The organism is Lacticaseibacillus absianus (assembly GCF_013407595.1).
Lineage (GTDB): Bacteria > Bacillota > Bacilli > Lactobacillales > Lactobacillaceae > Lacticaseibacillus > Lacticaseibacillus absianus.
Genome location: NZ_JABEKX010000001.1, coordinates 1082227 through 1095042, shown reverse-complemented (window position 1 = coordinate 1095042; position 12816 = coordinate 1082227). Strand labels below are relative to the sequence as shown.

Annotated in this window: 11 protein-coding genes; 5 read left to right on the top strand and 6 right to left on the bottom strand. The window is 60.2% G+C overall.

The window, feature by feature from the left end; genetic code table 11:
• The first annotated feature begins 1 nt into the window (after position 1).
• The gene (locus tag HII33_RS04630; RefSeq protein WP_179394605.1) at positions 2 to 1198 is read left to right on the top strand and encodes a GNAT family N-acetyltransferase; all 1197 of its coding nucleotides are present in this window, start codon (positions 2 to 4) and stop codon (positions 1196 to 1198) included.
• A gap of 83 nt (positions 1199 to 1281) precedes the next feature.
• On the opposite strand, the gene HII33_RS04625 is transcribed toward HII33_RS04630, so the two are convergent.
• Both HII33_RS04625 and HII33_RS04620 read right to left on the bottom strand, forming a co-directional pair.
• The gene (locus HII33_RS04625) at positions 1282 to 2592 is read right to left on the bottom strand and encodes a PTS sugar transporter subunit IIC (protein WP_179394709.1); all 1311 of its coding nucleotides are present in this window, start codon (positions 2590 to 2592) and stop codon (positions 1282 to 1284) included.
• A gap of 38 nt (positions 2593 to 2630) precedes the next feature.
• A complete protein-coding gene (locus HII33_RS04620; RefSeq protein ID WP_179394604.1) occupies positions 2631 to 4034 on the bottom strand; it encodes a glycoside hydrolase family 1 protein in 1404 nt (467 codons plus the stop codon).
• A 156-nt stretch (positions 4035 to 4190) separates the two neighbouring features.
• Here HII33_RS04620 and HII33_RS04615 point away from each other — a divergent pair, with 156 nt between their 5' ends.
• Positions 4191 to 4979, top strand: coding sequence for an SIS domain-containing protein (locus HII33_RS04615; protein WP_179394603.1), 789 nt, complete (start codon positions 4191 to 4193; stop codon positions 4977 to 4979).
• A 217-nt stretch (positions 4980 to 5196) separates the two neighbouring features.
• Here the strand turns inward: HII33_RS04615 and HII33_RS13790 are convergent, their stop codons facing one another.
• Both HII33_RS13790 and efp read right to left on the bottom strand, forming a co-directional pair.
• Entirely contained in the window at positions 5197 to 6546 is a 1350-nt protein-coding gene (locus HII33_RS13790; protein WP_246287267.1) for a polysaccharide deacetylase family protein, read from the bottom strand.
• Positions 6547 to 6796: 250 nt separating this feature from the next.
• Entirely contained in the window at positions 6797 to 7351 is a 555-nt protein-coding gene (gene efp / locus HII33_RS04605) for an elongation factor P (protein WP_179394602.1), read from the bottom strand.
• A 267-nt stretch (positions 7352 to 7618) separates the two neighbouring features.
• Here efp and HII33_RS04600 point away from each other — a divergent pair, with 267 nt between their 5' ends.
• Together HII33_RS04600 and HII33_RS04595 are read left to right on the top strand one after the other, a co-directional pair.
• The gene (locus tag HII33_RS04600) at positions 7619 to 8425 is read left to right on the top strand and encodes a Cof-type HAD-IIB family hydrolase (RefSeq protein WP_179394601.1); all 807 of its coding nucleotides are present in this window, start codon (positions 7619 to 7621) and stop codon (positions 8423 to 8425) included.
• Between the two features lie 274 nt (positions 8426 to 8699).
• Positions 8700 to 9683, top strand: a complete 984-nt coding sequence (locus HII33_RS04595; protein ID WP_179394600.1) for a helix-turn-helix transcriptional regulator — start codon at positions 8700 to 8702, stop codon at positions 9681 to 9683.
• Positions 9684 to 9941: 258 nt separating this feature from the next.
• Here the strand turns inward: HII33_RS04595 and HII33_RS04590 are convergent, their stop codons facing one another.
• Together HII33_RS04590 and HII33_RS04585 are read right to left on the bottom strand one after the other, a co-directional pair.
• Positions 9942 to 10934 carry a pyridoxal-phosphate dependent enzyme gene (locus tag HII33_RS04590; protein WP_179394599.1) on the bottom strand — a complete coding sequence of 331 codons (993 nt, stop codon included), beginning with the start codon at positions 10932 to 10934 and terminating at the stop codon, positions 9942 to 9944.
• A 283-nt stretch (positions 10935 to 11217) separates the two neighbouring features.
• Positions 11218 to 11442 carry a hypothetical protein gene (locus HII33_RS04585; RefSeq protein WP_179394598.1) on the bottom strand — a complete coding sequence of 75 codons (225 nt, stop codon included), beginning with the start codon at positions 11440 to 11442 and terminating at the stop codon, positions 11218 to 11220.
• Between the two features lie 122 nt (positions 11443 to 11564).
• Between HII33_RS04585 and HII33_RS04580 the strand changes: the two genes are divergently transcribed.
• Positions 11565 to 12560: a D-2-hydroxyacid dehydrogenase gene (locus HII33_RS04580; RefSeq protein WP_179394597.1), complete on the top strand. Its 996-nt coding sequence runs from the start codon at positions 11565 to 11567 to the stop codon at positions 12558 to 12560.
• The last annotated feature ends 256 nt before the right edge of the window (positions 12561 to 12816 follow it).

Sequence of the window (12816 nt, the reverse complement as noted above, 5' to 3'; positions counted from 1 at the left end):
TTTGACCACCTATCGTCACCTCGATCCACTGACGGAAGAAGCCCGCTTCTACCAACTGACACTCTACGCCTTTAACCGGCCTGACACGCCTGAGCGTCAACGCTTTTTCAGCCAACTTTACCGGCACAGTGAGGCGTACGGCGCGTTCGACGCAGAGGCGCTCAGCTCCGGCTTTTTGAGCATCCCCTTCACGATGCAGCTCGGCGGCGACCAACTCGCCGCCCGGGGGATCAGCTACGTCTCCAGCTACCCAGAGGACTCCGGACACGGTAACATCACCGCTTTGATGCGGCAGTTCTTCAACGACTGTCAAGCCAATCAAGTCCCGGTCGCCTACCTCGCCCCATTCTCCTTCCCCTTCTACCGGCGTTTCGGATTCGAGCAGGTCTTTGACCGCACGCAATATCACCTGCTGACGCGCGACGTTGGTCAGGTCCCCCTGCCCGCTTTTGCACAAGCACATGCCGTCAGGATCGTCCGCCGACCGTATCGCGATGTGATCGATCTGATCACACCGCTGCATAATGCGCACCCCTTCAATCGAAGTGGTGGGATCGTGCGCGAGGACTGGTGGACGCAGTACTTGGCCCTCAAACATCCCACTTGGGAAGTCGCCCTCTGCTATATCGATGACCACCTTGAAGGCGACGTGGTCTATATCCGAGACCGCAATGTGAGCCTGTCGCTCCAAGAGTTTTTCTGGACCAGCCGAACAGCCTACTGGCAGCTGCTCAGCTTTATCGCGCGGCACAAGGGGACATACGCCAGCTTCGACTACGTCTCCGGCGACCCGCGCCCGCGCCTGGATGCCTTCGTCGATCCACACACGAAAAAATCGCTGCGCGTGACCAACCAAGCCTATATGATGGCCCGGATCATTGACCTGCCCCAGTTCCTGGCTCAATATCGCCTGCCTGCGACTCGACACATCGCGCTCACGCTGACCGTTCGCGATGAGCTGATCGCAACCAATGATCAGACCTGGCACATCACGAGTGCTGACGGCCACCTCCACTGTGACCCAAGCGCCGCGACGCCAGACCTCCCGACACTGAACATCCGCGACCTGACGCAATTACTCTTCGGCTATCGCCGCGCCGAGGATCTGCTGACACTGGACCTGACGCCAGAACAGTCTGCCGCCCTCAACGCGCTGGTGAAGCCTGACCTGACACCCATGCTCTGGGACTATTTCTAATGCGTCGCACACGCACAAGTCAACAAGCCATCCGCCATAAAAAGCGAATGGCTTGTTTGTATCGCGGCGCAGGGGCCGCTTGATTACTTAGCGGTTGACGCCGCCTCTGACTCAAGCAGCTCGGCAGTCGATTCCCCATTTTCTTGCGCGACCTGAGTTTTCTCGAAGGCCTTGAAGAACGGGTAATAGATCGCAAGCGAGACGAAGAAGCAGACAAAGACCATCATGCACGCAAACCAATTCCAGTTCGTCGTGATCAGCGCGCCCAGTGGCGCTGGGATCGAGAACGGCGGCTTCACCATCATTCGCGGCATGAAGCCTAACGCCGTCACCACATAGATGATGATCGTGTTCACGATCGGCACCAGGATGAACGGGATCGCAAGCAGCGGATTCATCACGATCGGCGCGCCGAAGATCACGGGCTCATTGATATTAAAGATCCCGGGCAAGATCGACAACCGGCCCAATTGCTTCAGATACTTGGACTTGGAGAACAAGAACAGCACGACTAACGCGAGCGTTGCCCCGGTCCCGCCCATCTGGGCGTACCACTGGAAGAACTGCTCCGTGAAAATATTCGGCAGCTTGAAGGCACTCATTCCGTTTTGGAACAATTCCGCGTTCTCGATGATCGCCTGATCCCAGAATGGTCGGATGATCGGCCCCATCACGGCGTGCCCGTGGATCCCCAGGGTCCAGAACAGGCAGATGAAGAATTGCGTCACGATCCCACCCAACAAGTTGTTCCCGGTCAAGAACCCCTTCAGCGGCGAGATCAGGATCGATAACAGTTCGTTGATATTGATCCCCAGAAAGTGCCTTGGGATCCAGAAGAGCAAGACGACTAGCAGCGTCGGCAGAAGCGCGGCGAAAGACTCGCCGACGACAGGCGGTACCCCATCGGGCATTTTGATCTCCAGCTTATGCACTTTGCAGAAGCGGTAGAGCTCGACCGCGATCAACGCAGCCAAGATTGCACCGAAGAGCCCCTGAGACCCAAGTGGGGTCAACGGGATGTATCGGTCTGCGACCACGGCGTTGCCCGCAGTCGTCACCCCCTTGGCGATCTGCACCGGCATGACCATGAGCAAGGTCCCGAGCATCGACAGGATCCCCCCTGTGGTCTTGTCGATCCCGTACGAGTCCGCCAAGTAAGACCCGATCGTGAAGCCCGCGTACAGGGCCATCAGCCCGACCGTGAAGCGGAAAGGCACGTCCAGGGCGCTCACATAGGGCGCAATAAAATCAGAATAGCCATTGATCGGCAAGTTCAATAAGATCGTGAAAAAAGAGCTGACGATCGTGAGCGGCAAGATCGAGATCAGGCCATTGCGGATTGCCTGTAAGTGACGTTGGTCCCCGATCTTGTTGGCGATCGGCAGCAGCTTCATCGACAAGACATCAAAGTAATGTGACACGACTTCTCCTCCTATTCAGTCTGGGTCAGCTCAAACCCGTTCGCTTGGATCAGCTGTTTGAACCAGACCCCTGACTTTTTCAACGTTTTTTCACCCGTGGCAAGGTCTAAGCGGTAGAATCCGTAACGATTCTTGTAGGCATTCATCCATGACCAGCAGTCAACGAACGTCCACATGTGATACCCGAGGCAGTGACTGCCCTCACTGATCGCCCGGTGCAAGCAAGCGAGGTGCGCCTTCAAAAAATCGATCCGGTAATCATCTTGGACCATCCCGTCTCGAATGAAGCGCGCCTCATCCTGGATCCCGATCCCGTTCTCCGACACGAACCAGGGGATGCCTGGATAATCGCGATCGATCATCTTGGCGATGTCATACAGTGCCTCTGGATAGATTTCGATCCCCCTAGACGTATTCATCTGCCGCCCCGGCATTTCATAGGGCTCGAAGAACCACTCTGGCGCAAAGACCCCTTCAGGATTCGGCAGTGACTCACGCGCTTTGACGCGCCGTGGGCGGTAATAGTTGATCCCCAACAGGTCGATCTTAGTGGCCGCGATGAGCGCCAGTTCTTCCGCGGAGACGGCCTCTGGGCGTTGTCCGTATTGCGTCAGCACCTCATTCAGCTCGCTTGGATAGTGGCCCTTCAGGATCGCCTCGTTCAGACTCTTCGTGTAGAACAGATCCGCCATATGTGCCGCCTTGAGATCAGCTGGGTTCTGGCTTCGCGGATAGACCGGGATCACGTCCATGATGATCCCGATCTGACTGGTCAGCCCACTCGCTCTGAACGCTTCGATCCCACGACAGTGCGCGACCACGATATTGTGCAACACTTGGGCGGCCCGCTTGAATTCCACAACGAATGGATAATGCCGATCGTGTAAATACCCGGCCTCCGCAGGGATCATCGGCTCATTGAATGTGAACCAATGATCGACCAGGTCCCCGAACAGCTCAAAACAAGTTTTCGCGTAACGCGCGTATGCGTCGATCGTCGCTTTGTTCTCCCATCCGCCCTCAGTCTGCAGGTACATGGGGAGATCGAAGTGAAACAGATTGACGAACGGCGCGATCCCAGCGTCACGCATCCGCTGAAAAACGTCACGGTAGAACTGAACCGCCAGCGGATTCACGGTGCCACTCGCATCAGGGATCAGCCGTGACCACGAGATCGACGTGCGCAGTGAGTTCAACCCTAACGCCTTCATGCGGTCGATATCGGCGACGTGATCCGTATAAAACCGAGACGTCTCCTGCGTCGTCACCCCATCAAAAAACCGATTGTTATAATGACGAGACGCATAATCCCAGATGTTGTCGCCTTTCCCATCACCTGCGACCGTCCCTTCAGACTGGGTCGCACTCGTTGCCGCGCCCCACCAAAACCCATCAGGAAATTTCAAATTAGCCAAGCCTATGTCGTCCTCCTTCAATTGACCTTAGAACAACATAACAATATAATAAAAGCGCTATCAGGCAAAGCCTCTGACGGGTTCCTGTGACGGATGACCCTAGCCTGTTGCTTGTGACCGGTCGCAAACAAAGCGTGTCACGAAAAGTGCCTTCTCGTGCTATTTCTCAATCACACCCCCAAGTTGAACGACCTTGACCTCCAGATCTTCACGTACATCAACCAGAATCTTTCGCTCATCCCTTACCTACCGATCCGGACCCTGGCCAAGAAAACACACTCCAGCACCGCCTCCATCCTCCGGTTCTGCCACAAATTCGAGTGTGAGGGCTACGGAGAATTCAAAGTGCGCCTCAAGCTTTACCTCGCGTCTGCGAGCCAGTATGCGCCGCAAGACAACCACGTCGAGGAGTACATCGCTTTTCTGGAGTCGACCCAAAAGAGCTTCTTCAAGGAGCGACTCGCTGAGGCGGTCGACCTGCTGACCAACAAAGAGCTCGTGGTCTTCCTTGGCGCCGGGACGTCTGAGGCGATCGGCGGTTACGGGGAACTCTATTACGCCAATCTGTCCATCCCGGCCTTGAAGATCGCCGATCCCTCCAATTACCCCTCCACGATGTTTTCACCCCGATTTTTGGCGCAAACGTGCTTCATCGTCACGTCGATCAGTGGCGAGACACACGAAGTGATCGAATACATGGAGCACCTGAAGGCCGCCAACGCAACGATCCTATCGATCTGTCAGACAGACGCCTCGACCATCGCCAAGCTGGCCAACCTGAACATCCCCTACACCGTCACACGCGAGACCGTTCAGAAAAACTATCGCGATCCGGAGAAGGAGACCGAGATCACCACACAGCTCCCCGCGGTGTTCATCCTTGAAAAACTGGCCCAGAGTCTCCACGCCGCCACCCATATCCCAACACTGACGGGTGGCGATTAGCCGCTCGGGACCGGCGCACATAACCAAAGGGGCTGTGCCATAACGCGGTTTTAGCCCAGAGTATAAGAGCGCTCCCCTGCAAAACCTAAGTTCGGGTTTTGCAGGGGAGCGCTCTTATACGGCTAGGGCGTTGCGTTATGGCACGTAACGTTCTGGAATAGTCGTGCCACCAGAGGTTATGGCACAGCCCCTTTGAGTTTGATCTGGTTGCTAGGACTCACTTCGCGTTGCTGACCAGCCGCTCATCACCGCGGCCGAAGTACTGGTGACCCGGTAGCAGACGGCCACCCAGCAGCTCGCTGACCGTGACGAAGCGGTACCCTTTGGCCTTGAGCGCGCGTAACACATTAGGTAACGCCTGGACCGTGGCCGGCTGAATGTCGTGCATCAAGACGATCCCGCCGTCATAGGTCGTCGCGCTGACCCGATTCAAGATCGCGGTCGCATTGCGCGACTCCCAATCCTGGGAGTCGGTGGTCCACTGGATCGCTGGTAGGTCCTCCGCATCCGCGATGGGTTTGGAGATCGCCCCGTACGGTGGCCGCAACAGCGTTGGGAGCTTGCCGAACACGTCGTAGTACACCTGCGTCATCTTGCCGTAGATCTCGTCCATCGCCTCGGCGTGACTCAGCCCCGGCAGGAACTTGTGGTCATAGGTGTGGATCCCGACTTCGTGGCCGGCTGCCGCAACGGCTTTGGCGGTCGTCGGGAAGTCGCGCAGCCCGGTCCCGACCATGAAGAATGTCGCCTTGACCTGGGCGTCTGCCAGTGCCTTGAGCACCTTAGGCGTCGTGGTGGGATTCGGGCCATCGTCGAAGGTCAACGCGACCACCTTGCCAGACGTGGCCGTGGCGCCCCCATCCCGCAAGTACGGTGCGATGCGGCTAAGCGGCACGGAGACCAGCGTTTTGCCCGCCGCATCGGTGATGCCCAACGCGGACTTGTCGAGGTGAAAATTCGTCGCCGTCATGCTCGCGAGCAGCGGCATCGCCAGCACCTGCGCCAGGGTGTCCGGCGTCTGCTTGTGCTGCTCGACTAAGACTTGCTTGGCGGCATAGTTCACCGCCCGGCGCGTGTAATCATCCGGCACCAGGTTAGCGATCGTCGCCGCGTGTCCACCAGCGTCCACGACGCCGACACCCTTGGCGGCATGCTTCGTCACCCGCAGCTGATCATGCACGATACTGTACCCGGTGAAGGTCGCGCGCAGCGCCGTCAACCCCATCGGCCCGTTCGTGGCGGCGACACTCGCCACGACGGTGCGCTGTCGCCCGCTGGCCGGCAATGCCGCTTGGGCCTGCGTGCGCAGGGCCGCCGACGGTTGCGTCTGGTTGCGCGGCAGCAGATACACGACCGTGCCCCCCTTGCCCTTGACCGTGACGGCGTGCCCGTCACTGTGCTTGGTCTTGGCCGTCTTGATCGCCGAACGCAAGGCGTTTGGCGCCGCAGCCTTTCGGGACATGGCGCCAAGTTGCCACGCCCCGAAGCCCCCTGCGCCAACCAAAATCACGAGCAGGCCGATCGCCCACCCGTACCACCGATTATTCTTCCGTCTTGCTTGCCGCATGACCAACACCCTCTCTCTGCGGTCACGCGCGTCTAGTGCTCGCCGATCGCTCATATGAATTAATTATACCCGAGAGAGCGGCGCACGTTAAATAACAAAATCGTAAGACGTTCCTGTGAAGCACCTCATCTGGGTGTCGTACGCCTAGTTCGTTCGTGGGGTGAACGTTTTTTCGTCACGGCGAGGCCGCTCAGGCCGCGGGCGTCGGCAGGCATAAAAAAACACGCTAGTCGCTAGCGTGTTCAGGTCCTCAGGCGCGCTTCTGGTAAGCGCCGGTGACCGTGTTGATCACAAGCTTCTCGCCCGCCTGGATGAAGTCTGGCACGTTGACCACTAGACCAGTTTCCATCGTTGCAGGCTTGCCCCCGTTGGTGACCGACCCGCCCTTGATGGACGGCTGGGTCTCGGTGACGGTCAGCTCAACGCTGGTCGGCAGGGTCACCCCGATCACTTCGCTGCCGTAGAACTCGATCTGCACCTGGGTGTTCTCGAGCAGATACTTGAGCTCTTCTTCGATCGATTCGGTCGGCAACTCGTATTGCTCATAGCTGGCCATGTCCATGAAGAAGGCCACCCCGTCTTGGGTGTAAAGGTACTGCGCTGGCTTGGTCTCAAGGATCGCCAGCTCGATCTTCTCGCTCGGGCGCTTGGTGGTCTGCACGGTGCTCCCGGCGCGCACGTCGTACAGCTTCAGCTGCATCAGCGTGTTGCCCTTCCCAGGCTTGTGGTGGTTGGACTCGATCACTTTGATCAGCTTGCCGTTTTCAACGAAGGTCATACCTGCACGTAAGTCTACTGCTTCCATTGGATTCACTCCTCATTATGATTGTGAGTAACGTTCAGCAACGCCCGTCGCGGTGGCGGGAGTGGCATGACTAGGGCATGACCCAAGGTGGTAAAAAAGATAAACATCCGTGTGCTCCTTTGCGTCGTTGCGGCCAGTCCAAGCCGGCCTGAGCGGTCCAGTGGGGACCGCACGTGATGGCACTATCGGTTCATTATACGTTAACTTGCGCCAACTTACTAGGGGCCCTGTGGTACGATGGGGAGATGACCGGAAAGGGGTTCCAAGATGATCCAACTGATCGCGATCGACATCGATGACACACTACTGACCCGCCACGCCACTATCAGCCCGAAGACCCTGGCCGCCTTACAGCGTGCCATCGCTCGCGGGACCAAAGTCGTCTTGTGCAGTGGCCGCCCGCTCGCTGGGGTCAGCCGCTACCTTGAGCAGCTCGGCCTGAGCGGCGACGACCAGTACGTGATCACCAACGGCGGGGCCGTCAGCGAGACCGTCAGCGGGCGCCTGCTGGCTCGAGCGGCCTTGACACCGGCCGACTATCTGCACGTCACCGCCTTTGCCCGCACGAAGGGTCTGCACCATAACGTGGTCGACGCCGAGTCCGCCATCATCACCGCTGACCGGACCGTCGATTACTACGTGCTCCAGCAGGCGATGGAAAACCACGCCCCGGTGCTGGTCCGCGACCCCACCGAGATGGGGCCGACGTTCGCCCCGGTCAAGGCCGTTTTCGTCGGCGCCCCTGCCGTACTAGACGCCAAGCTCGACGCGATCCGCACCGAATTTGCCCACCTGTATGTCGTGCGGACCGGCCCGCAGTTCGTCGAGCTGATGCACCCGGACGTCTCTAAGGGCGCAGCGCTGGCGGCGCTGTGTGCCCAGCTCGACCTGCCTCCCGCGGCGGTGGCGGCGATCGGCGACGAGGAGAACGATCTGACGATGTTCGCCTTTGCCGGGACCACCATCGCGATGGGCAACGCCTTGCCCCGGGTCCAGGCCGCCGCGGACTTCACGACGGCGGACCACGACCACGACGGGATCGCAGTCGCCCTGCGCCGCTTAGCGCTAGATTGACGCGCATTGGTCCAGCTGATCCGCCCGACGCGCCCCTGTTATTCGGCCACTGGCTGCGGATAACGGGGGCGCGTCACATTATTTTATTTTTTATTTGCAGGGGTAATTTAACGTAGATCCTGCCATTCGGCGTATCGTTTGGCCGAACGCAAGTGCAATGAAGGCGCCTTCAGCTAATTTTTCGGTTTTAGTAGACGCCATTTGTCTAGGCGACGCGTAGAATGTAGTAAAAAGCAGTCGAAACCAGCGGGTATCTGATCGGGGGGCAACGGTCATGGCGAACAGCGGCTATCGTCAGGTCTACATTCTATTGCACTTACTGCGGCACGTACCACTGTCCAAGCAACAACTGAGTAAACACTTTGACGTCACTGAGCGCTCGATCCAGCGCGACATCAGTCAGCTGAACGCGTTGTTCGACCACGAGGAGATCGGCTACGAGATCCAGTACGACGCCCGTGCGCACGCCTTTGCACTCAAGACCGCCGGTGTCGGGCTCAGCAGCGCCGAGCTGGTCGTCTTGATCAAGATCCTGCTGGCCAGCCGCGCGCTCAACGCCGTGGAAGCCAAGGGCCTGATCGCCAAGCTGATGCAAAACGCCCTGCCGAGCGAACGCCGGGTGATCAACCGGGTGGTCCAAAACGAGGTCTTCAACTACCTCCCGCTCCACCATGACCGACCGCTGACCGCGTTGGTCTGGCAGTTCAGCATGATCATCACCCGCGGCCAGACCGTGGAGTTGACCTACCGCTCACGCAACGATAAGCAGCGGACGCACACACTGGCCCCCAAGGCGATCATGTTTGCCGAGCACTACTTCTACCTGATCGCCGGTGACTTGCAGTGCGGCGAGGAGCGGTTCTACCGGCTCGATCGCATCCTCAGCTACCGCGTTCAGCAAGGCGAGTCGCCGGCCAACGGCTACGCGCAGCGCTTCCCGGAAGGTGAATTGCGCCGCTACATCCCGATCATGGCCGCCGGGCCCAAGGTCGATGTGACCTTCGACTTCTGGGGCCGGCCCGACGCCGCGCTCGATTGGCTCCCAACCGCCCGGATCGTCGATCGAGACCCCGCACACCGCAAAGTCACGATCCAAGCAACGGTGTATCGCGAGGCGTTCAAGATGTGGCTGCTCAGTCAGGGCAACATGGCGCACCTGCTGGCACCGGCGCCGCTGGTCGAGGCCATCCGCCAAAGCGTCGATGAGCTCTACGCCCTGTACCACGGCCAAGACATCCAGCCTCAATTCGAGATCTGAGCCGTTCCTCGCACTGACAGCCCAAGAATGACTCACGACGATTCCAGACTCGTACGCGCGACAAAGCAACGCCCACGCCACACCAGCATGGCCCCGTGTCCCCCTAAATTCTGGGGATTCACGGGGCCATGCTGATACGTTGGGCCAAACCCGCTTTATGGCCCCACCTTCTTCTGTGGGTCTGCGCGCGTGCACCGCGCTCGGACCTGACTAGTCCACGTCGTGGCGAACGCGCCAGGCTCGGCCCACGCGGCTCGCTCAGGCGTCCTGACAAATAGCCGCAAGCACGGGTAAGTCGACATTCCCACCCGAGACGACCGCCGCGATGCGCTTACCAACGCGCACACCTGGCGGTAATTTGTCGAACAGCAACGCCGCGCTGGTCAAGGCCCCTGCTCCTTCGGCGACGACCTTGTGGCGCTGTGCGAGCACCGCCATCGCCTGCCGGATCTCCAGTTCAGACACCAGCACGATGTCATCCACCAGCGCCTGGGTCATCGCGAACGTCAGGGTGCCCGGGGTGGCCACCGCGGTCCCGTCTGCGATCGTCGACCCGTCACGGTGCGTCGTCAACTGCCGCGCCGCCACCGAGGCGGCCATGCCATGCACCGCCTGCGACTGCACCCCCACGATCCGCGTGTGCGGCGACAGCGCGCGGGCGACCAGCGCGATGCCGGCGATCAGCCCCCCGCCACCGATCGGGACCACCAGCGTGTCGAGGTTCGGCAGCGCCGCGAGCAGTTCCAGCCCGATCGTCCCTTGCCCCGCGATCACCGCTGGGTCATCGTACGGATCGACCACCGTCAGGCCGCGGACGGCCGCCTGTTCCTGCATCGCCGCACGGGCAGCGTCGAAGGTCTCCCCGCACAACTGCACACGCGCACCATAACCACAGGTCGCGGCCTGCTTGCTGCGCGGCGCACTCAGCGGCATCACGACCGTCGCGTCCAGTCCCAGCAGCCGGGCGTACAAGGCCACGCCTTGCGCGTGGTTCCCGGCACTGACCGTGATCACCCCGCGTTGCTGGGTCAGCGGCGGTAGCGTCGCGATCTTATTGAACGCGCCGCGGAATTTGAACGAACCAGTCAATTGCAAGTTTTCCAGTTTCAAGAACACGGCCCCACCACTGGTCTCGCTGAGCACCCGCGACGGGATCAGCGGGGTCACGCGCGCATGGGCGCTAAGCCGCGCTTGCGCAGCGCGAACTGCCGCGAGATCGACGGCGGTGTGCGTGTGAACTTGTGTGATCATATCGAAGCCCCCTTTTACTTCCAGCTTACGCGCGCGCCCCACGCAGGCACAAGCGGTAGCCCTTGAGGCGGCGGGACGCAAAAAGCGCGGCGCCCTGCCACCCCTAGGTTCAGGGTGGCAGGGCGCCGCGCTTAAACAGCCTGCTTGGCCCGTTCGACCGCTGTGCGTGACAAGCGGATAGGCGTTAGACCGAACGTGGCGTTATCTCAGTCACAGTGCCGGCATCGACGTGTCCTAGGGCCTGTCACCCCCGTCAGGGCATCCACTCAGCCAGGGCCTGGTGTCAGAACTCCAGGTCATCCTTGTCGTGATCTGTCGGGGTCGAATCGGACTTCACCGCGTCGCGCAGCGTCTTGGTCCCGGTCACGACGCCGTTTTTGATCGAGCGACCGGCGGCCTTGAACGCCGCCTTGCTTTCATCGCTGGTCAGCTTGGCGTAGGCGTCGCTGGTCGTCACCTTCTTGGCTGCATCCTGCGCGGTCTTGCGCAGGTCATCGAGTAATCCCATGTGCTTCACCTCCCCCTTCTATTGTCGCAAGCGGTTCCTTAATTTTCCACCAAAAAGCCCGCGGGTGTCCCGTCAACGTGCTACACTTAAGATTCTATCACCACTCGGAAGGACTTGTTGACATGAAGATACTCGCCTATGGGGTGCGCGGCGATGAGCGCCCGTACCTCGACGACTGGGCGGCGCGCACCGGTGATCACGTCCACCAGACGCACCGCTTCTTGACCCCCGACACGCTGAGTGAAGGCGCGGACGGGATCAGTTGCTTTCAGACCGTGCCTTACGCCCCGGCCGTGTTCGCCAAAATGCAGGCGCTGGGCATCCGCTACCTGGCGCTGCGCAACACCGGCTACGAGAACGTCGACCTCGACGCCGCGGCGCACTACGGCATCCGCGTCAGTAACGTGCCGGCCTACTCACCCGCTGCGATCGCTGAATTCGCCGTCGCTGACATGCTCTACCTGCTGCGCCAGACCGGGGCCGTGCAAGCCGACTTGCGCGCCAACGATTATGCGACCGCCGGCACGCACATCGGGCGGGAGCTCGGCGCCTGCACCGTTGGCGTCGTCGGGACCGGCCGTATCGGGCGCGTCTTGATCCGCCTGCTCAACGGCTTCGGCGCGCGCGTCCTGGCCTACGACCCACACCCGCCGGCCGAAGCTGACCTTCAGTTCACTCCGGTCGATTGGCCGACGCTGCTGGCCGAAAGTGATATCCTCTCGCTTCACGTGCCCGGGACCCCGGCCAACCACCACCTGATCGATGCCGCCGCGTTGGCGCAGATGCGCCCCGGCGCCTTGCTGATTAACACCGGCCGGCCGAATCTGATCGACACGCGCGCGGTGATGGCGGCGCTCGATGCGCACACCCTAGCCGGCGTCGGGATCGACACCTATGAGAACGAGACCAGCGACCTGCTGGCCTTGAGCAACCGTGGGCACTTCAACGACCCGCAGTGGCAGGCCTTGCTGGCTAGGCCAAACGTGATCCTCTCCCCACACATCGCGTATTACACGCAGACCGCTGTGCGCAACATGGTCGAGTCCTCGCTGCACAACCTAAAGGCGTTTCGCCACGGCCAGCCGTGCGACGCGGAGCTCACCGCCGCTTTGGCGTGAGGGGGCTATGGCCAAAGGGGCATCATCAAAATAAGGGGGCGTGGCATAACCTCTAGTGGCACGACTACGCCAGAACGTGACGCGCCATAACGCAACGCCTTTTCTAACGCATGTCTGCCTGTCACTCACCGCGTTCGAACGGGCAGCGTAAGCCGGATAAGCGCAGTCGCCTGTCAAAACCCGAACTTAGGTTTGACAGGCGACTGCGCTTATCCTCTGGGCTAAAACCGCGTTATGGCACAGGCCCGTATTTTGG